This is a genomic window from Streptomyces griseus subsp. griseus (assembly GCF_003610995.1).
Lineage (GTDB): Bacteria > Actinomycetota > Actinomycetes > Streptomycetales > Streptomycetaceae > Streptomyces.
Map to the genome: position 1 here is coordinate 1,978,315 of NZ_CP032543.1, position 20,049 is coordinate 1,998,363.

The following is a 20,049-nucleotide window of genomic DNA, read 5'->3' on the forward strand; positions in this document are numbered from 1 at the left end:
CAGCTGATCCAGTGGCTTTCCACGTGCTCTCACACCTGCTAGACGCGCGGGTCCGGCCCCAGGTTTTCCCTTTTCTGTGATGCCGGTCACATCGGTGGAGGGGTGCGTCGCCCCGATGCCGCCACGCTCCGCCGGACCGGCGGAGCGTGGCGGCCGACGGCGGTGCCCGAGCGGCCGACGCCGCGGGGACCGGCTCCGCGGACCCGGGCGCGGCCTCCGGCGGACAAGTACGGCGCCGGGGCCCGCGCGCTCTGCCCGATCGCGGGAGCGCCCCCTAAGCTTCCGGGCGTGACCTCCCTTCTTCCCGCGCTCCAGTCCCCCACCGGCCCGGCAGCCTCCAGGGAGGCCGTCCGCTTCGGTGACCTCTCCCTGACGTACGGCGAGCTGGCCGCCGCCTCCACCGTCCTCGCCGCGCGAATCGCGGAGGCGGGCCGGGTCGCCGTCTGGGCCACTCCGACACCGGGGACGGTGATCGCGGTGGTGGCGGCGCTGCGGGCCGGGGTGGGGGCCGTGCCGCTCAACCCCCGCACGGGCGAACGCGAGTTGGCGCACATCCTGGCCGACAGCGAGCCGACCGCCGTGCTGGCGGGTCCGGACGACGAACTGCCCCCGGCGCTGGAGAAGCTGCACCGGGTGGCGGTCGACGCACGGGCGTTCGCGAGCACGGCCGACCACGCGGCGGGAGAGGAGGACCCCGAGGCCCCCGCCCTGATCGTCTACACCTCCGGCACCACCGGCCCGCCCAAGGGAGCCGTTCTGCCCCGCCGGGCGATCGCCGCGTCGCTGGACGCGCTGGAGGACGCCTGGGGGTGGACCGGTGACGACGTCCTGGTGCACGCGCTGCCGCTGTTCCACGTCCACGGGCTGATCCTGGGCGTGCTCGGGCCGCTGCGGCGGGGCGGCTCCCTGCGCCATCTGGGGAAGTTCTCACCCGAGGGGGTGGCCCGTGAACTCGGCTCCGGGGGCACGATGCTGTTCGGCGTACCGACGATGTACCACCGGCTGGCCGAGGTGCTGGACGCCCCGGCGGGTGGGGCCGAACGGGACGCGCTGGCAGGGGCGTTGAGCGGGGCGCGGCTGCTGGTCTCCGGTTCGGCGGCGCTCCCCGTGCACGATCACGAACGCATCGCGGCGGCGACCGGGCGGCGCGTGATCGAGCGGTACGGGATGACGGAGACCCTGATGAACACGGGGATCCGGGCGGACGGCGTACCGCGCCCGGGCACGGTCGGCCCGCCGCTCGCCGGGGTGGAGCTGCGCCTGGTGGAGGAGGACGGCACGGTGCTGGACGGCACGGAGGCGATCGGCGAGATCCAGGTGCGCGGCCCGAACCTCTTCACCGGCTATCTGAACCGTCCCGACGCCACCGCCGCCGCGCACACGGCCGACGGCTGGTTCCGTACGGGCGATGTCGGCACGGTGGACGACGACGGATACGTACGGATCGTCGGGCGCAAGGCCACCGACCTGATCAAGAGCGGCGGCTACAAGATCGGCGCGGGCGAGATCGAGAACGTGCTCCTCGGCCACCCCGGAGTCCGGGAGGCGGCCGTGACGGGCGAGGAGGACGCGGACCTCGGTGAGCGGGTCGTGGCCTGGGTGGTCGCGGCCGACCCGGACTCTCCACCCCTCGCCGAAGAGTTGGCGGACCATGTGGCGTCCCAGCTGGCCCCGCACAAGCGCCCGCGCACGGTGCGCTTCCTGGACGCGCTGCCCCGTAACGACCTGGGCAAGATCATGAAGAGGTCGCTCCATGCCCGCTGAGCCTTCGGCCCGGATGACGGCCCGGGAGGCGATCGCGCTGCTCACGGGCGGCGCGGACCTCACCGAGCACCGCCCGCCGCCGCGCACCCTGCCGCCGGACGGTCCGCTCGGCTGGGCGGGGTACGACGCGGCACGGGAGCGGGCGGCGGAGCGGACGGGCGAGGACGAGTCCGTGGTGTACGGGACGGGGGCCGTCGGCGACCGCGCATGCGTCCTGCTCTCCTTCGAGTTCGGCTTCCTCGGCGGGTCGTTGGGGCAGCTGACGGGAGACCGCTTGGGGGCCGCGTACGGACTGGCGCTCTCCCGGCGCCTCCCGCTGGTCGCGCTCGTCGCCACGGGTGGCAGCCGGATGCAGGAGGGCATGGTCGCGCTGACCCAGCTCCAGCGGGTGGCGGCCGCCTCCACCCGGCTGCGGGCGGCGGGGCTCCCGCAGATCGCCGTGGTCCGCGACCCCACGACCGGCGGCGGCTGGGCCACGGTGGGCGCGGGCGCGGATGTGGTGCTGGCCCTGCCGGGCGCCCAGGTCGGGTTCGCCGGATCCCGGGTACGCCCGCCGGACGCGGACCCGTACGCGTACGGCTCGGAGGGCCAGTTCGCGGCGGGCCAGGTGGACGCGGTGGTCCCGGCCGGGGAGCTGCGGGGGACGGTGGGGCTGTGGCTGCGGGCGCTGGGAGCGGACGTGCGGACCGGCTCCCCCGGACCGCACGACGCCTCGCGCGCCGCCGCGATCCCGGCACGGACCGAGGCGTGCGAAGCGGCCGGGGCCGAGGGGTATGAGCCATCTCGGACGCGGGCCGAGACCTGTGAAGCAGCCCGGGCCGAGGCCGAAGGATATGAGGCATCTGGGGCGGGGGTCGAGGCGCATGGAGCGGACCGAGCCGAGAGGTCGGAGGCGTCTCCGGCGCGGGCCGGGACGCGTGAGGTGCACCGGGCCGAGGCCGCTGCCCCTGAGGGTGGCCCCGCCGCAGCGCCCCTTCCCCGCGCCCAGGCGCCCGCCTCCCCCAGGCTGCCGGGGACCGGCCGGGAGGCGGTGGTGCGGGCCCGCTCCCCGCAACGCCCGCGCGCGGAAGCGTACTTGGCGGACTACTTCACCGTACGGCTCCCCCTCCACGGGGACCGGTGCGGCGGTACGGATCCCGGGCTGCTGACCGGCTTCGGGCTGCGCGCGGACGGGCAGCCGGTGGCGTACGTCGCGCAGTGCGGGACCCCGACCCGCCCGGCCGGGTACCGCGCGGCGGCCCGCACGATCCGGCTCGCGGACCGGCTCGGCGTCCCCGTCCTCACCCTGGTCGACACCCCGGGCGCCGCCAACGACGCCGAGGCGGAACGGGCGGGCGCGGGCGCGGCCATCGCGGACACCTTCGCGGCGATCGCGGCGGCCCGGGTCCCGGTGACGACGCTGGTGATCGGCGAGGGCGGCTCGGGCGGTGCGCTGGCCCTCGCGGCGCCGGGCAACACCCATGTGACGGCGGACAGTTACTTCTCCGTCATCGCCCCCGAGCTCGCGGCCGCGATCCTCAAGCGGCCGCCGTCCGAGACCGGCGCCACCGCCGACCAGCTCCGCCTGCGGCCGCAGGACCTGGTCGAACTGGGCATCGCCCGCTCCATCGTGACCTAGGAGGCGCTGACCGAGGGGCCGCCCTCCGCACCAGGGTGTCCCAGAGGGCGACGGCCTGTTCCACGGTGGCGGCGAGGCGCTCCAGGGACACGCCGTCGCGCGCCTCGACGGAGAGCCCGTGGAGGACGGTCGCGTAGAAGGCGGCGACGGAGCGGACGTCGGTGTCGCCCCCCAACTCCCCTTCCTCGACCGACCGTTCCAACCGCGCCTCCAGCTCCGCGACCACCGCCCTGCGACACCCGGCCAGATGCTCGGCGACCTCTCGGTTCTGCTGGGAGCAGTTGGTGGCCGCGAGGACGATCATGCAGCCACTGGGGGTGCCCGGGTCGGCGAAGAGGGCGGTGTTGCCGCGCGGCATGGCCTCGACGGCGCCCCGGGCCGTCGGCTCCTCCCGCAGGGCACGGCCGGTCGACGATCCCGCGGTGGCGCCGTAGAGGTCCACGGCCTCCCGGAACAACTCCTCCTTCGAGCCGAAGGTGTTGTGGAGGCCGTCAAGGGCCTCGCTCATGACCTGGCGCCCAAGGGGATCACGGCGAACACCGTGGACCCCGGCCCCACGGTCTCCGACATGAACCCGGAGGTGGCGGAGGCGGAGCGCCTGAGGACGGCCGCGAAGGTCATGGGCGCCGGCGCCGACATCGCGGGGGCCGTGGCCCTCCTGGCGGGCCCGGACGCCCGGTGGATCACCGGCACGTCGCTGGCGGTGGACGGCGGGTACACGGCCTGACGGAGCCGTACGTCGGCCTGATGGCGCGGTTCGTACGCTACGGCTACGGGCCGCGGCCTCGGAGCGCACGAGGCTCTACGGGACCGGGCCCCCGACGTCGTCGGGAGGAAGGCGCTACGGCTGCGGGTCCCGGGCGTCGTAGCGGGCGAAGCCGCGCCACTTCAGGGCGAGCAGGGAGACGGCGACGACGCAGGCGGCGCCTCCGCCGACAACGGCCACGGCGGTGAGGTGAGGTCGGCGACCGAGCCGGCCAGGAAGTCGCCGAGCCGGGGCCCGCCCGCGACGACGACGATGAAGACGCCCTGGAGCCGGCCGCGCATCTCGTCGGGTACGGCCGCCTGGAGCATGGTGTTGCGGAAGACCATGGACACGGTGTCGGCGCACCCGGCGAGGGCGAGGAAGAGCAGCCCGAGCCAGAGGTGCCGGGTGAGCCCGAAGACGGCGATGGCGGCGCCCCAGCTGCCGACGGCCAGCAGGACGGCGAGGCCGTGCAGCCGGATGCGGCCGAGCCATCCGGAGAAGACCCCGCCGAGGAGCGCCCCGAGCGCGGGGCGGCGACGAGCATGCCGGTGGTCCGGGCGTCACCTCCGTACCAGAGGATCGCGACGACCGGGAAGAGCGCCCGGGGGTGGGCGAGGACCATGGCGCACAGGTCGGTCAGGAAGGTCATCCGGAGATTGGGCCGGCCCGCCAGGAACCGCAGCCCGTCCAGTACGGAGGCCCGTTTGTGCGCCCCTTCCTCCCGGTCGGGCAGCATCGAGGGCAGCCGCCACATCGCGTAGAGGGAGGCGGTGAAGGTGACGGCGTCGACGGTGTACGCGGCGCGGTACCCCCACCAGCCGACGATCAGCCCGCCCAGCATCGGCCCGACGAGCGCGCCCGTCGTACTGGTCATGGAGCTCAGCGCGTTGGCGGCGGGCAGCTGTTCGGGCGGCAGCAGCCGGGCGATCATCGAGGAGCGGGCGGGCGCGTTGAGCGCGAAGCAGACGGCCTGGAGGGCGACGATCGCGTACAGCAGGCCGACGTTCTCGATCCCGGCGAAGGTGGCGGCCGCCAGGACGAGGGCAAGCGAGAACGACCCGGCGGCGCTGAACAGCCCGAGCTTGCGCCGGTCGACGGTGTCGGCGACGGCGCCGCCGTAGAGCCCGAACACGACGAGCGGCACGAGCGAACAGAACCCGATGAGCCCCACGGAGAACGCGGACCCGGTGATGTCGTAGACCTGGAGCGAGACGGCGAGGGCCGTCATCCCCTGCCCGATCCAGGACACGGTGTTCCCGAACCAGAGCCGCCGGTAGTCGGGGTAGGCCCGCAGCGGGGTCAGGTCGGCGAATATCCGGGTGCGGTGTACAGGTGGTTCGCTCGTTTCGGTCACAGGGGATGGTAGCCGCGCCTCTTTCCGGCCCATCGGGGCGGCCCACCACCCGGACAGCGCACATGGGCCATGTCCGGAAGTAGCTGGCCCATCCGTGTGGACGGCGAGATATCCCCGGAAATCCGCACCGGGCGCCCGCATAGCCTTGCCGAGGTCGTCGGCGGAGCACCGGGCGCAGGGCACACATGGGTGGAAACGCCGTGGAGCTTCCGTCCGACGTGATGCACATCGATGAGGACGAGGCGGTCAAGAGCTTCGCCTGATCCACTACCCCCTGAACCATCGAGGGCGGCGCCACTTCGGCGCCGCCCTCGTGCGTGCTCGGCAGGGAGCCGGGCCACTCCCGAGGCCTCCACAACCACTCTGGCCGCATGCCCGGGGACGGTGCCTGCCGCGTCTTCCCGCCCTCACGTCGAAGGGCTTCTCGCGTTGTCTGCCCGCGGAACTCTTCGGCGTCACCGGGCTCATCGGCACGGTGGTCTCCCTGCCGGCCGCCGTCGCTCTCGCCGTCACCCTGCCGGCGTGCTCCGGCGACGAACCGCCCAAGAAGGCCTGCACCGTGCCCACCTCACTGTGCTGGATCACCGTCGACCCCGCACTGGTGAAGGCAGCTCTGCGCGGCGGCAAGGCCCTCTCGACGGCTATTCAGAAGCCGAACGGCGGAACGATCCGCTGCAACCTGTCCGTGGACGGCAAGCTGGTCCTCAGCCTGGCCCGGCCCGGTGGAGTGAGCGGCAGACCACGGAGGCCGTCTCGTCGGCGTACCCCGGCACGAAGGGCGGAACGATGTCCGAAGACGAACGCCTCATTCACGGCGGGGAAGCCGGCGTCTGCAGGACCGTCTCTTCCTGCTGGGCGTCAAAACGTCCGGAGCTGGACCTCTGCAGAGCGGTCGAGACCCGCGACACCGGCATCGACGACCCGGACGCCATCGAGAAACTGCTCATCGCCTGCACCAATGCGGTCGAAGGGTCTGCGGCCTGCCTCGATGAGGTGCGGCTCTTCTCCGAGCCGGTACGGGCGACGGGCATCGCCCGTCGCCCGTACCGGTGTTGTCGCTCAGCTGCGATCAGCCGAGCGGGGGCGTGTCATCCTCCAGGATCTCGAAGACGTCCGGCTCAGGTGTGGCGAGGTCCCCCAGGCCGCGGACCCGGTCGCGGAACGCGTCGGCCTTCATGGCCCGCCGGTGGGACTCGGCGTCCGCCCAGCGGGCGGTCTCGATGAAGACCTGGGGGTGGTTGACCGAACGGTAGAGGCGGTGGTCGAGAAATCCGGGCTGGCTGCTCATGTGCTCGGTGATGCCCCCGAGGATCTTCTGGAAGGCGTCGACGTCGCCGTGGACCGTGAGGCGGTTGATCACTGTGATCACGGGTTCTCTCCTATGAGGTCGGAGTGAGGACGGCCGGCCGCGCCGGGGTGCAGGCGGTCGGCCCGGTCGGTGTGCGCGGCACGTGCGCGCAGTTCGCGGCGGAGGATCTTGCCGTTCGGGGAACGGGGGACGCGTTCCACCACGTCGAGGTACTTGATCTGCTGGTAGTAGGGGACCTGATCGTTCACATGGGCGGCGAGCTCCGCCGGACCGGGCAGTGCGGCATCCTCGTCGAGGACGACGAAGGCGTGGGCCACCGCGCCGCTGAAAGGTTCCGGGTGGTCGACCACCGCGCAGTCCCGTACGGCCGGGTGCGTGATGAGGACCTGCTCGATCTCCGTGGGTGACACCAGCCAGTTCTCGTACTTGAAGACGTCCTTGATCCGGTCCACCAGGTACAGGTAGCCGTCCTGGTCCCGGTGGCCGATGTCACCGGTGGAGAACCAGCCGTCGGCGTCGACCGCGGGGCCGGCGGCGCCGAGGTAGCCACGCATGAGCTGCGGTCCACGGACCTGGATCTCGCCGTCCCGCCCGGCCGGGAGCGGGGTGCGCCGGTCCATGTCCACCACCCGGCATTCGGTGCCGGGCACCTCAGGGCCCACGGAGCCGGGCCGGGGCCGGGCCGGCGGCTCGCCGTGTGTGAGCGGGGAGGTCTCGGCCAGTCCGTACCCCTGCACGACCGGGATGCCGAAGTGCGTCCCCAGGGTACGGGCCTGGGCGGGCAGCAGCGCCGAACCGCCGGAGAAGACCGCGCGGACCGTCTCCAGCCGGAGGCCCGGCAGCCGGGGGTCGGCCGCCAGGTGCGCCAGCCGTACGGGAAGGCTGTAATAGTGCGTCGCGCGGTGGCGGTTCGCGGCCTCGATCGCCTCCGCCGGATCGGGTGACGGGCACAGCACCTGGGTCGCTCCCGCGTACACCGCGGCGTTGAGGTGCATCGGGTGGTAGAGCGGCAGGTTGTTGAGGGTCACCGCGTCGCCGTCCAGGCCGTGGACGGAGGCGATCTGTGCGGCGTTGACCACCAGGTTGCGGTGTGTCAGCTGAACGGCCTTCGGTTCCCCCGTGGTCCCGCTGGTGAACTGGACGCACGCCACCGAGTCCAGGTGCGGGGCGCTCCCCGGGGCATCGCGGCCCCTTCCGCCGGGCCCCGCGCGGCCCTGGACGAGCACGTCCGGGGAGAGGACGTCACGCAGGTGCGGGAGCTTCCCCCGCACCTGGGCGACCCGCTCGGCGAACTCGGGCGGGGCCACCACCACCGTCGTCCCTGCGACGGAGAGGACGTGGGCGAGGGCGTCACCCCGCAGGTGCGGGTTGATCAGCACGACGACGTGGTCCGCGCGCACGGCGCCGTAGTAGGCGACCGCGAACGACGGGTCGAGGGAGGCCACCAGCCCGACGGCGGTGCCGCTTCCGCCGGCCGCCCGGCTCAAGGACCTGGCGCAGTCGTCGGCTCGGCCGTCCAGTTCCGCGTACGTCGTCGTCCCCGTCGGGGTGCGCACCGCGACCCGGTCGGGCGCCGCCGCGGCGGCCCGGCGCAGGAGACCGTCCAGGGGCACCTCCGGCACCCGCGCGAGGTCGAACGGCACGGCCGGCAACCCCGGGCGGGCCTGCTCGTCGGAGGCTCCCCGGGAGGCCGGTGTGCCGGTGGCGGGCGGGAGGTCAGGCGTGGGCGGCATGGACTCGCTCCTCGGCGAACTGCTTGGCGTACCGCAGGGTTTGCAGGCTGTTGGTACTCAGGACCCGGCGCAGGTACTTCCGGGCGTCGGCGACCGTGGTGCCCTCCCCCAGGAGTGGCAGCGCGGACGGTTTGATCGTCGCGGTGTGCCGGGCGTGGGCGATGACACCCTCCGGGGTCTCCGTGAACACCCAGTGCCCGGTATGGCCGTCGAGCAGGGCCGGAAGACTGATCTGCTTGTAGACGATCTTGTGGCTCGGCAGGCAGACCCGCACGGACCGGGTGCTGTGGTCGCGTCCGTCGGGGGTGTGCGTGTGCATGTCGAAGAACTGGATGCCGGGGGTGTCCTCGGTCATCTCCAGCTTCTCCACGTGCGGAACACGCTCCGGCCATGCGTCGGCTGCGTACAGGAACTCGTAGACGTCCTCCAGCCGGCCGCCGATGAACAGCGGGTCCTCGAAGGAGATGACCAGGGGCTCCACCTCGTCCCACCGCTCGGCAAGGTCACGCAGCGAGTCGAGCTGGTCGGGGGTGCGGGCGTTGACGTCGTCGGTGGTCCGACGCACCGCTTCGGGATCGTCCCCGGTGACGGTGAACTCATGGGTGACGCCCACGGTCGTGATTCCCTCGCCGTCGGCCTCGAAGCTCCACACGGCGCGCATGCCGGTCAGGGGTGCCTGCGGCTCCACCTGGTCGAAGACGATGCGCAGGCCGTTCCGGTCGAGCCGGCGGCGGGCGTCCCAGACGTGCACGCCGGTGCCGCCGGTCAGCGCCCAGCGACGGATCAGGTCGCCGTCGCCTTCGTCGGGCTCCAGGACCTCGGCGTGCACGGCGGGACCGAAGTGCTGGGGCCAGTGGTCGAGGTCGGCCATCAGGCCGAAGCAGAGCGGGGCGGCTGCTCGGACGGTGACGCGGTGCCGGATGAGGTGCGGCTGGGACATGGTGATTCCTTTCGGACGGGAGGAGCGTCGGCGCGCTGCTCGAACTGCGGGGACCGGGGGAGGCAGAAGAGGAAGGAGACAAAGAGGGGGTACGGGAAGGGGAGCGCAGGCATGAGCGGCGGCAGCGGGATCATCAGCGGCCGCCCGAGACGTCGATCACGGCGCCGTTGATGTTGCCGTTCGCCTCGGCGCAGAGGAACGCGATCGCCGCCGCCACGTCCTCGGGTGTGCTCAGCCGCCCGCTCGGGGTGCGCTGCAGCTCCCGCTCGCGTACCTCCGCCGGCAGGTCGGACAGCACTCCCACGGTGCGGGTCAGGCCCGGGCTGACGAGGTTGACGAAGACACCGTCGGGCCCCGCGTCCCAGGCCAGGCTGCGCGCGAAGCCGTGCAGGGCGGCCTTGCCGGCGGCGTAGAACTCCTGCCCCGGTGCCCCGTCGCGGGTGCGGTGCGAGGACAGCAGCGCCACCCGGCCCCAGGTACGGGCGCGCATGCCGGGCAGGACCAGCTGGACCGTGCGCAGGGTCTGTTCCAGGTTGTCCCGGAGAAGTTGCCGCCACTGCTGTGCGGGGACGTCCTCGATGTGGGTGCCGGGCGGTTGCCGGGGGCCGCGCCGCACCGCGTTGGCGACGAGGATGTCCACACCTCCCCAACGGTTCTCGGCGGCCCGGACGGCGGCGTCGACGGACGAGGGGTCGCCCAGGTCGTACGGGACGGCACAGGCCAGATCGCGGTCCGCGCCCAGCTCGTCCGCGAGTTCGCGGGCCCGCCTCTCCCCTGTGCGGTAGGTGAGGACCACCCGGGCGCCCTCGGCGGCCAGCGCGCGGGCGGTGGCCGTACCGATGCCCGATGAGGCGCCGGTGATCAGCGCGGTCTTTCCGGCGATTCCCAAGTCCATCTCAAGCCCCCGGTCCGGCGGACCGCATCCCGCGAACGGCGTCCAAGGCGGGCGCGAGCTCCTGGGAGGTCAGGGCGGAGCCGCGCGCGCAGAGGTAACCGTCCGGCCGGACCAGCAGCCAGCCGTCGGGGGCGCAGTTCAGGTGCCTGCGGACGCCTCCGTCCGGGTCCGGCAGCGGGCGGGGGCCTATGGTCTCGTCCGGGCCGGAGGTCTCGGGCGTGTCGGCGAACACCCGTACCGAGAGCCAGTCCGCGTGCGCCGCGTGCGCCTGTTCGGCGGCACGGGCGGAGGTGGTTCCCCCGCCTGCCACGAGCAGGGTGCACCGGGTGTCCCGCAGCTCGGCCAGCAGGGCGCTCCAGCCCGTCCCGAGGGCGTCCTGAGCAGTGACCTGGGCGATCCGGGTCCCGGCTCGCGGCCCCGCGGCGGTGCGGGGGCGGGTGTCGGGGACGGTGAGCGGGCTGTCGGTGTAGTCCAGCGCCAGCGCCGACATGGTGCCGATGATCCCGCGCTCGATCCGGCCGCGCAGCGGACCGCACCGGCGGACGAGCGCGAAGACCACGGGCAGCGCGATGCCTGCCGCGGAGTTCTTCAGCTGGACGAGCCAGGTGGCCTTCCTGGTGGATCCCAGGAGGGCCCGGCCGATCGGGACACGCTCGTCCGAGTAGGAGTCGAGCAGGGCGTCCGGTGCGTGGCCCCGCACGACGAACGCCAGCTTCCAGGCGAGGTTGTAGGCGTCCTGGACACCGGTGTTGAGGCCCTGGCCGGAGGCAGGGCTGTGCACGTGGGCCGCATCGCCCGCCAGCATGACCCGGCCCTCCCGCATGCGGGTGATCATGCGCTGCTGGATGGTGAAGACCGACACCCAGCTCGGGGTGGAGACCCGCACGGGGCGGCCGAGTCCGGCTCGCAGTTTGCGGGCGAAGCGGCCGGCCACCTCGTCCGGGTCTCCGCTGTAGGAGGCGTCGGCGGTGTCCAGCAACCGCCACTTGTTCTCCTCGGGAAAGGGGATGGCCATCACCGTCCCCTTGCCGGCCTTGATCCAGTGGATGCTGTTCTGCGGCAGACCAGCCTCGAGTTCGGCGTCGGCGATCAGCCAGGTCTCGCTGGAGTCGCCCAGGAGTGGCAGCCCTAGGAGTTTGCGGACCGTGCTGTGTCCGCCGTCGCAGCCCACCAGCCGCTCCACGGTGAGGTGTTCCTCACCGTCCGCCGTGTGCAGGACCGCGTGCACGGCCTCGGCGTCCTGGGTGAAGCTACCGAGACGGACCCCCCATTCGACCTTCACGCCGAACGTCGCGGCGGTCTGCCGCAGGACGTCCTCGGTCGCGGCCTGGTCGATCATCAGCGTCATCGGGTAGCGGGTGGGGACCCGGGAGTAGTCGGGGCCCAGACGTGCCAGCCGACGGCCGTTGGCGTGCATGGTGAAGCGCTGGATGCGCCGCCCTCGGGTCATCATGCCCTCGACGATCCCCTGTTGGTCGTACGTCTCCAGGGAGCGTGCGTGGGTGGCCATCGCGCGGCTGGTGACGGCGGGCCCGGGGGCGGCGTCGATCAGGCGTATGCGCAGACCTCGCCGGGCGAGTTCGATGGCCGCGGTCAGTCCCACCGGGCCCGCGCCCGTCACCAGGACCTGGGGAGGGCTCGGCGGCGCCCCGTCGGCGTTGTCGGCTGTCGTCATGACTTCTCTCCTCGTGGGTTCGATCAGCGGAAGCGTCAGGCAGTCGGCGGGGCGGGCCGGGGCAGCGGGCCGGCGGGTGTGGCCGCCGTGAACCGGGGCGGGGTGGCGGACCAGGCGGGGAGCAGGCCGCGGCGCCGGGCCTCCGCGAGGGTCGGGGCCTCCCGGTCCCGTATGGAGAGCGACCGCTCCGCGCCGGCGGGCCAGGGCAGGGCCAGCTCGGGGTCTAGCGGGTGGATCGTCCGTTCGCGTCCGGGCCGGTAGGGGGCGGAGCAGAGGTAGAGCACGGTGGCGCGGTCGGTAAGGGCCGTGAAGGCGTGCCCCAGCCCCTCGGCGAGGTGGACGGCCCGCCATTGGTCGGGCCCGAGCCGCACCGAGTCCCACCGGCCGAAGGTGGGTGAGCCCTCGCGTACGTCCACCACGAAGTCCCGCACCTCGCCCGCCACACACGTGACGTAGCGGGCCTGGCCCGGAGGCGTCTCGACGAAGTGGACACCGCGGACCACGCCCTTGCGGGAGATCGACACAGCACCCAGGGCCACAGGCATCGGCGCCCCGAGAGCCGCCGCGAGCTCGTCGTCGGAGTACCACTCGACGAAGGTGCCGCGTTCGTCGTGGTGCGGGCGGAGGTCGATCTCCCACGCGCCGTCGACGGCTAACCGGCGCATCGCCGCACCTCACCTTCCGGCTCGGCGGCGGCTGGCGCATCGCCGTGCGCGACACGCACCAGGGAGGGGACCGTCAGGGCCGGGGACGGCTGCTGTGCGATGTCCTCGGCGAGGGCCCGGGCGCCCAACCGGTGGCGGGGATCCTCCAGCAACCGTCGGCACTCCGTCTCGATCCGGGCGGCGGTGGCCCCGGACGCGGGCAGCGTGCTCCCCGCGCCGGACTCGACGACCCGCCGGCCGTAGGTGGCCATGTCCGACGCGAGGGGCGCCAGGACGAGTTGCGGCAGTCCGTGGACGAGCGACGTCATGGTCGTTCCGGGGCCGCCGTGATGCACGACCAGGTCGCAGGAGGGCAGCACATGGGTCAGCGGCAGCCAGTCGACGGCCCGTACCGTCGGCGGCAGAGGACCGAGGTCCTGGGCGGGGTCCGTCGCGAGCACCACGTCGGCGTCCATCCGGTCCATCGCGGTCAGGACCTCGGCCCACAGCCCCGGCACCCCGGCGGCTGGCACGCTGCCCAGCGTGACGCACACCCGTGGCCGGGCAGCCGGCCGCAGTGCCCAGGGCGGTACGGGCGCCGAGCCGTTGTACGGCACGTACCGCATACGCCGGACGGGCACGGCCCTCGGGTCCGGACGCTGCATACGCGGCGGACAGACGTCGAGGACCAGCCGGGGCTCCGGCAGCGCCGGCAGGCGCCAGGCGGCCAGTTCGGGCGCCAGCTCGGCGGCCGCGGCCTCCGCGTAGAGCGGGGAAGGGTGCAGACCCCAGCCGTGCTCCACCCAGGGCACACCGAGACGGGCGGCGACCATCCGGCCCGCGTACTCGGTGGGCTCGCTGACCACCAGGTCCGGCCGCCACCGCTCGGCGATCCCCAAGGTTCCCTCGATGACGCGCACGGCCAGCCTGCCGAATCCGCGTCCGCTGCGGCGCACCTTCGCTTCGGGTGAGACCGGCCACGGGACGGGGGTGCCGTCCCGCCGTCGTCCGATCATCTCGCTCATCGCCACCGGCTCGGCGTTCCCCACGGCGGGCAGCCCCGCCGCGAGCGCCACCTCGACGGATCCCTCGGGCACGGTGAGCAGCACCTCGTGCCCTGCCGCCTTCAATGCCCAGGAAAGCGGGACGAGTTGCAGGATGTGCCCGTGCATAGGTGCGCTGGTCAGCAAAACCCTCATGGCGTCGACCATGACAGGCGAGGGCTCCGGCGGACAGAGCGAAAACCGCTTCTCGATGCAGAGTCGAGCCAGGCTCGACCTGGACTCTGGGTGCCACTGAAAGAAATTGGCATGGGCTGGAATGACCCCGGACCAGGAGGCTCGGAAAATGCGCCTGCTCTTCACTGCTTTCCCTTCACCGTCCCACCTTTTCCCCATGGTTCCGCTCGCGTGGGCGGCGCGCGCGGCGGGCCACGAGGTGCGCGTCGCCGGCGCGCCCTCGCTCGTGGACGCCATCACCGCCTCCGGGCTGCCGGCCGTGCCGGTCGGTGCCGAGGTCGATCTCACCGGCACCTCCCGCGGCGGGAGCCTCTCCGGCTGGCACGACCACGAGCGGTGGCCGGCCGGTTGGCCGGTGACCCCCAGCCTGCTCGACGGCCGGCGCAAGGAACTACTGGAAGCCCTGGGGCAGCGGCAGTTCGCGATAGCCGCCGGGATGCTCGATGACCTGGTGCGGTTCGGTGAGGCCTGGCGGCCCGATGCCGTCGTCCACGACGCCGTCTCCTACGCGGGGCCGGTGGCCGGCTCGGTCCTCGACATCCCCAGCGTGAGCCATCTGTGGGGTAGCCCGGGGCTTCAGCGCCTGGAGATGAAGGGGCTGGGTCCGGATCCCCAGGACGGTTTCGTCGCGCTCTTCGACCGGTACCGTGCGGCGGTGCGGACCTGGCCCGACGCATGGGTTGACCCATGCCCGCCCAGCATGGGCTTCGGTTCCGGGCCGGATGTGCACTCGGTGCAGTACGTGCCCTACAACGGCCCGGGACGGATCCCCGTACGGCTCCTCGATCCGCCGTCCCGGCCGCGGGTCTGTGTCACCTGGGGCGCGACCACGGCCAAGCTGCTCGGCGCCGACATGACGGAGCTGCTGCGCCAGGCCGTGGAGGCCGTCGCGGCCCTGCCCGTGGAGGTCGTCCTGGCCACCACCGCCGACCAGCGCCAACTGCTGGGCGACCTACCGCCGTCCGTGCGTACCGAGATCTCCGTGCCGCTGCACATGCTGCTGCCGGGCTGCGTAGCGGTGGTCCACCACGGCGGCGCGGGAACCACGCTCACCGCCGCCCGTCACGGCGTCCCCCAGCTGACGATCACCCGCAGGCCCGAGCCGACGCTCAACGGCGAGCGGCAGGCCCTCACCGGTGCGGGCATCAACCTGACGTACGGCGAGGTGAGCCGGACCGAGCGGCCGGTCGAGACCGTACGGGAACAGGTGACCCGGCTACTGGACGACCGCTCCTACCGGGACGCGGCCGGGCGGCTCTCAGCGGAAATCCTCGCCCAGCCCAGCCCGGCCGACCTGGTCGGCGTCATCGAGAAACTGGCCTGCTTCTCCACTGTTTCCCCAAGGAGTTCCCACCGGACGAAAGAGGCAGGATGATTTCCCCGGTTGTCGAGAATACAGCCAAGAATAATGCGGCGGTCACCCATCTCGTGTCCCTCACAGGACTGCGCGGAATTCTCGCGTTGATGGTGTTCGGCACGCATTTCTTTCTCGCGTTCGTCATGGCGGGCGGGTCGATGGACTCGCCGTTCGTACAGCAGGTGTTCCACGTGCTGTTCTCCCGGGCCGGCGGAACGGCGGTCTCCTGCTTCTTCCTGCTCAGCGGGTTCGTCCTGGCCTACATCGCACGCCCGGGTGACAGCACCCGCTCCTTCTACCGGCGCCGGATCGCGAAGATCTATCCGGTCCACCTGATCAGCACCGCCGTCGCGTTCATCCTGGTCTCGGTGCGGTACGAGGTGCCCGGCATGGAGGTCACGCTGTCCCATGTGTTCCTGGTGCAGAGCTGGGTCCCGAGCCAGTGGTACTACCTCACGATGACGGGCATCGACTGGTCGCTGAGCTGTGAGGCGTTCTTCTACCTGTGCTTCCCCGTACTGCTTCCGGTGCTGAGCAGGGCCAGGAACGGGATGCTCTACGCGGTGTCCGCGTGCTCGGTGTTCCTGGTCTTCTTCCTGCCGTACGTCGTCGGACACACCTTCGCGATCCGCTCGCCCGATCCGGTGGAGATGGTGCCGACCGCCGGATACGGCGGGCCGATCGGCTACTGGTTCGCGTATGTCTTCCCGCCCATGCGCATGGCCGAGTTCGTCATCGGGATCTCCCTGGCCGTCCTGGTGCGCAGGGGCGCGTGGCGCGGACCGGGGGTCGCGGCCTGCCTGGTGCTGTGCGCGATCGGCTGGGGGGTCAATCTCCACCTCGACAGCTATCTGCCGCTCGCGGCGGGCATGCTCATCCCCTTCGCCCTGCTCATCCCCGCCCTCAGCACCGCCGACGTCAACTCCGCCTGGTCGCCGCTCCGCTGGAAACCGCTGGTGTGGTTCGGCGAGATATCCCTGTCCTTCTACGTCAGCCATCTGCTGGTCCAGGAGGAGCTGTTCAGCCGGCTGTGGAACCTCGGCATGCGGGCGGGTCTGCTGCCCGCGCCGCTGCCCGTGCTGTCCTGGTGGGTGGCGGTGCTGTCGTTCCTCGCCCAGTTCGCGCTGGCTGTGCTGGCCGCCTGGCTGCTCCACCGGCTGGTGGAACAGCCGCTGGTGCGCAGGCTGCGGCCGAAGGACGTCCCCCCGGTTCCGGTGACCTCGCCCCAGTCGTCGGCCCCTCCCGCACATCAGGCCGGTGCGGCACACATGGTGGAGAGGTGAGTGGCATGAAGGTCCTCTTCGCGGCCTCGGGCTGGCCCACGCACTACATGGCGATGGTCCCGCTCGCCTGGGCGCTGCGTGCGGCGGGCCACGAGGTCCGGGTGGCGGCCCAGCCCGCCATGCACGCCACGATCCTGCGCTCGGGCATGCCGGCGGTGCCGGTGGGTTCCGACGTGGACTACGTCGCGGTACGCAAACGGACCCTGTCCCACGAGCGGTCGGACGGAGCCGGTCACCGCGACCCGGCGGAGCTGCGCGATGCGGCGGAGCGGGACGAAGGCGGTCTGTTCGGCGCCTGGAACGAGGCGACGTCGGCCGCTCTGGACGACACAGTCGCCTTCGCCCGCGCATGGCGGCCTGATCTCGTCGTCGGCGACACGATGGCGCCCGCGGCACTCGTCGCAGCCCATGTGCTGGGGGTGCCGGGGGTGCGGCACCTGTGGGGACCGGACATCCTGGGCACCCCGGAGGGGGCGAAGATCCTCGACATCCTTCCGGGTTACCGGGAGCAGTACGAGCGGCACGGTGTCAGCGCCCCGGGGGACCCGGCCCACCGCACTGTCTCCCCCTGTCCGCCGAGTCTTCAGCAGCCCGGGCTGCCCGAAAGGCTGTCCCTGCGGTGGGTGCCGTACAACGGCCCGGGGACCACGCCCGGCTGGCTCGGCGTCCCGCCGCCCAGGCCGCGGGTGTGCGTCACCTGGGGAACCTCCACGACGGACGTGCTCGGGCACGAGGACCGGACTGTGCCCGATGTGCTCGAGGCTCTGGCCGGTCTCGACGTCGAGGTCGTCGTCACGGTGACGGCGGCGGAACGCGAGCGGCTCGGGCCATCGGCGCCCGGTGTGCGGGTGCTGGAGTCCATGCCGCTGCATCTCCTGATGCCGGGGTGCGACCTGCTGGTCCACCAAGGAGGATTCATGACGGCTCTGACGGCCGCCCACCACGGGGTGCCGCAGCTCCTCGTCCCGCAACTGCCCAACCAGGTCTCCGACGCACAGGTACTGGAGGGGGCGGGGGTGGCGCGCCGGCTGCCGGCCGAGGAGGCGGGCGTCGGCTCCCTGCGTGCGGCGGTCGAGGAGGTCTTGGGCGGGCGGGCGTACCGGGTGGCTGCGGCCCGGCTGCGCACCGAGATCCTCGCCCAGCCCAGCCCGGCGGACGTGGCCGCAGACCTCGCCGAGCTGGCCAGGACCGGGCCCTGACCACGGTGGCAGGGGAGAAGACGGAGCCGCTGGTCGTCGTCCTGGGCGCTGCCGGCTATCTGGGATCGGCCGTCGTGGCGGAGCTCGCCCGCCGGCCGGTCCGGCTGCGCCGGGTGGCCCGGCCCGGCCGGCTGCGCGAGATCCCAGCGGCGGTCTGGGGGGACGCCTCGTCGCAGGCGTCGCCGTGGGCGGCCGACCTGTCCCGGCCCGGGGCCGTCGCCCGGGCCGTGGCGGGCGCCGACGTGATCGTTCATCTCGTCGCGCACATCGGCGAGGCGTCGGCATGGCGGGCCGCCGAACACGACCCGGCCGCCGCGCGGGTGAACGTGGAGCCGGCACACGACCTGGTGGCCGCGCTCCGGGCGAGGCGGGGCGGCGGGCCGCCACCGGTGGTGCTCTTCGCCGGTTCGGCCTCACAGGTGGGGCGGGCGGGGGTGATCGACGGCAGCGAACCCGACGAGCCCGTAACGGTGTACGCACGCCAGAAGCTCGCCGCTGAGCAGGCTCTCCTGGCCGCTTCGGCCGAGGGGGTGCTGCGCGGGGTGTCGCTGCGGCTGCCCACGGTGTACGGGGCGGGGCCCGGGCCGCTCGGCAACGGGGTGGTCACCGCGATGGCGCGGCGCGCGTTCGCGGGCGAGCCGCTCCCGGTGTGGAGCGACGGGTCCGTGGAACGGGACCTGCTGCATGTCACGGACGCGGCCCGCGCGTTCGCGGTGTGCGCGGCCCCGGACCGGGCCGGCGCGCTGGCCGGACGTCACTGGGTGGTGGGCACCGGCCGGCCGGTGCGGGTGGCCGATCTGTTCACCGCCGTCGCCCGGAGCGTCGCCGCGCACACCGGCGCGCCGCCGGTGCCGGTGGTGTCCGTGGAGCCGCCGGCCACGGCGACGGCCGCCGACGTCCGGGGCACGGTCGTCGACGCCTCGGCCTTCCGGACCGCCACGGGCTGGCGCCCCCGGCAGTCGATGCCGGAGGCGCTGGACGAGCTGGTGGCGGCCCTCGCCCGGCAGAGGGCAGTCTGACGACGGGCCCCAGGACCGTGGTGGGGTCCCTCAGACGATGTGGAGTTCGGGCACGTAGAGGATCCACCGGCCGCCGCGGCGCTTGAACTCGGCCTCCTTGCGCATGATCTCCTCGGCGTGGTTCCAGGCGAACAGCAGCGCGTAGTCGGGGTAGGGGTCGGCGAACGCCTCGGGCGAGCGCACCGGGATGTGCGATCCGGGACTGAGTGTGCCCTGCTTGGCCGGGGTGTTGTCCGCGATGAAGGACACCAGTTCGGGGCCGATGCCGCAGTAGTTGGTGAGCGTGGCGCTCTTGGCGGTCGCCCCGTAGCCGACGACGCTCCTGCCCTCGTCACGGCAGCGCACCAGCAGCGAGCGGAGCCCCTCGCGCAGCAGGTCGATGTTGGTGGCGAAGCTCTCCAGCGTGGGCCGTTCGGCGAGTCCGAGGATCTTCTCCCGGTCCAGGAAGCGGGCGACCTCGGGGGAGGGCGTCCGTGAGCCCGACCGGGCGAGCGTGTAGCGGATCTCGCCGCCGTGCACGGGCAGGTGCTCCACGTCGACGAGTTCGAATCCGTAGAAGGCCGCCATGTTCTGCACCGACCGCACGGTGAAGAAGTAGAAGTGCTCGTCGTAGATCTGGTCGAACGACGTCCGCTCGACGATGTCCCCCATGTAGGGGTCCTCAAAGACGAAGATGCCGTCCTCGTCGAGCAGGATGTCCACCCCGCGGAAGACGGAGTCGACGTAGGAGATGTGCGAGAAGGTGTTGGCGGCGTAGATGACGTTCGCGCGGCCCTCGGTGGCGACGATCTCGGCCGCCGTGGATTCCTCGAAGAAGGCGTTACGGACCCGGATGCCCTTGGCGGCGGCGGCCTCGGCGACGCCCGCGCAGGGCTCGACGCCGAGGTGGCGGCGGCCGGCCCGGGCCACGGTGTCGAGCATGATGCCGTCGTTGCTGCCGAACTCGACGACGAAGGAGTCCAGGTCGCGCAGTTCGTGGTCGAGGAAGTGCCCGGCGGTGGCGCGGAAGTGGTCCTGCATGGCCGAGGACCCCGAGGAGAGGTAGGGGTAGTCGGTGCGGAACATGTGCTCGCGCGGTACGTCCTCCAGGAGCTGGACCATCGTGCAGGAGCCGCACTGGGCAACCGCTAGCCGGTGGAAGTACTCCTGGGCGGGGTGGTTCGGGTCGACGAACGCGTCAGCCAGTGGCTGGCGTCCGAAGTCGAAGAACTCGTGCAGCGTACCGCCGCAGATCCGGCAGTCGAGCGTGTCAGACATATGGTTCCTCAGCTCC

At 72.7% G+C, this 20,049-nt stretch carries 16 protein-coding genes and 1 pseudogene; 7 read left to right on the forward strand and 10 right to left on the reverse strand.

All coding sequences use genetic code 11. The annotated features are described in order from the left end of the window. Positions 1-288: 288 nt before the first annotated feature. Together D6270_RS09165 and D6270_RS09170 are read left to right on the forward strand one after the other, a co-directional pair. Entirely contained in the window at positions 289-1,764 is a 1,476-nt protein-coding gene (locus D6270_RS09165; RefSeq protein WP_109165866.1) for an acyl-CoA synthetase, read from the forward strand. After that, positions 1,754-3,382: a carboxyl transferase domain-containing protein gene (locus D6270_RS09170; RefSeq protein WP_109165865.1), complete on the forward strand. Its 1,629-nt coding sequence runs from the start codon at positions 1,754-1,756 to the stop codon at positions 3,380-3,382. The genes D6270_RS09165 and D6270_RS09170 overlap by 11 nt, the downstream gene beginning before the upstream one ends. Here the strand turns inward: D6270_RS09170 and D6270_RS33930 are convergent. Continuing rightward, positions 3,282-3,890: a TetR family transcriptional regulator C-terminal domain-containing protein gene (locus D6270_RS33930; RefSeq protein WP_391039299.1), complete on the reverse strand. Its 609-nt coding sequence runs from the start codon at positions 3,888-3,890 to the stop codon at positions 3,282-3,284. The genes D6270_RS09170 and D6270_RS33930 overlap by 101 nt on opposite strands. Here D6270_RS33930 and D6270_RS33625 point away from each other — a divergent pair. Further along, positions 3,864-4,109 carry an SDR family oxidoreductase gene (locus D6270_RS33625; RefSeq protein ID WP_239476889.1) on the forward strand — a complete coding sequence of 82 codons (246 nt, stop codon included), beginning with the start codon at positions 3,864-3,866 and terminating at the stop codon, positions 4,107-4,109. The two genes, D6270_RS33930 and D6270_RS33625, sit on opposite strands and share 27 nt — an antisense overlap. 114 nt (positions 4,110-4,223) lie before the next feature. Here the strand turns inward: D6270_RS33625 and D6270_RS09185 are convergent. The 8 genes and pseudogenes from D6270_RS09185 to D6270_RS09225 all read right to left on the reverse strand — a co-directional run bounded on the left by D6270_RS09185 (position 4,224) and on the right by D6270_RS09225 (position 13,879). Beyond that, positions 4,224-5,517, reverse strand: a pseudogene (locus tag D6270_RS09185) (MFS transporter). A gap of 1,036 nt (positions 5,518-6,553) precedes the next feature. Then, positions 6,554-6,853 carry an antibiotic biosynthesis monooxygenase family protein gene (locus D6270_RS09195; protein ID WP_109165863.1) on the reverse strand — a complete coding sequence of 100 codons (300 nt, stop codon included), beginning with the start codon at positions 6,851-6,853 and terminating at the stop codon, positions 6,554-6,556. Beyond that, positions 6,850-8,526 (reverse strand): class I adenylate-forming enzyme family protein, encoded by a 1,677-nt coding sequence (locus D6270_RS09200; protein ID WP_109165862.1) that lies wholly within the window; start codon positions 8,524-8,526, stop codon positions 6,850-6,852. The genes D6270_RS09195 and D6270_RS09200 overlap by 4 nt, the downstream gene beginning before the upstream one ends. Next, positions 8,510-9,466 (reverse strand): aromatase/cyclase, encoded by a 957-nt coding sequence (locus D6270_RS09205; RefSeq protein WP_109165861.1) that lies wholly within the window; start codon positions 9,464-9,466, stop codon positions 8,510-8,512. The genes D6270_RS09200 and D6270_RS09205 overlap by 17 nt, the downstream gene beginning before the upstream one ends. 133 nt (positions 9,467-9,599) lie before the next feature. Further along, complete coding sequence (locus D6270_RS09210) at positions 9,600-10,361, reverse strand: SDR family NAD(P)-dependent oxidoreductase (protein WP_109165860.1); 762 nt, start codon at positions 10,359-10,361, stop codon at positions 9,600-9,602. A 1-nt stretch (position 10,362) separates the two neighbouring features. Beyond that, on the reverse strand, positions 10,363-12,036 hold the full coding sequence (locus D6270_RS09215; RefSeq protein ID WP_109165859.1) for an FAD-dependent oxidoreductase: 1,674 nt from the start codon (positions 12,034-12,036) through the stop codon (positions 10,363-10,365). Between the two features lie 35 nt (positions 12,037-12,071). After that, positions 12,072-12,701, reverse strand: a complete 630-nt coding sequence (locus D6270_RS09220) for a dTDP-4-dehydrorhamnose 3,5-epimerase family protein (RefSeq protein WP_109165858.1) — start codon at positions 12,699-12,701, stop codon at positions 12,072-12,074. Further along, on the reverse strand, positions 12,689-13,879 hold the full coding sequence (locus tag D6270_RS09225) for a nucleotide disphospho-sugar-binding domain-containing protein (protein ID WP_158650489.1): 1,191 nt from the start codon (positions 13,877-13,879) through the stop codon (positions 12,689-12,691). The genes D6270_RS09220 and D6270_RS09225 overlap by 13 nt, the downstream gene beginning before the upstream one ends. 196 nt (positions 13,880-14,075) lie before the next feature. On the opposite strand from D6270_RS09225, the gene D6270_RS09230 reads away from it, so the two are divergent. The 4 genes from D6270_RS09230 to D6270_RS09245 are packed head-to-tail and all read left to right on the forward strand — an operon-like array spanning position 14,076 to position 18,776. Beyond that, positions 14,076-15,293, forward strand: a complete 1,218-nt coding sequence (locus D6270_RS09230) for a nucleotide disphospho-sugar-binding domain-containing protein (RefSeq protein WP_225976799.1) — start codon at positions 14,076-14,078, stop codon at positions 15,291-15,293. Between the two features lie 53 nt (positions 15,294-15,346). Next, positions 15,347-16,558, forward strand: coding sequence for an acyltransferase family protein (locus D6270_RS09235; protein ID WP_158650491.1), 1,212 nt, complete (start codon positions 15,347-15,349; stop codon positions 16,556-16,558). Between the two features lie 5 nt (positions 16,559-16,563). Beyond that, positions 16,564-17,757: a nucleotide disphospho-sugar-binding domain-containing protein gene (locus tag D6270_RS09240; protein WP_109165855.1), complete on the forward strand. Its 1,194-nt coding sequence runs from the start codon at positions 16,564-16,566 to the stop codon at positions 17,755-17,757. 5 nt (positions 17,758-17,762) lie between these two features. After that, a complete protein-coding gene (locus D6270_RS09245) occupies positions 17,763-18,776 on the forward strand; it encodes an NAD-dependent epimerase/dehydratase family protein (protein ID WP_225976800.1) in 1,014 nt (337 codons plus the stop codon). A 30-nt stretch (positions 18,777-18,806) separates the two neighbouring features. On the opposite strand, the gene D6270_RS09250 is transcribed toward D6270_RS09245, so the two are convergent. Further along, positions 18,807-20,033, reverse strand: a complete 1,227-nt coding sequence (locus tag D6270_RS09250; protein ID WP_109165854.1) for a class I SAM-dependent methyltransferase — start codon at positions 20,031-20,033, stop codon at positions 18,807-18,809. Positions 20,034-20,049: the final 16 nt, after the last annotated feature.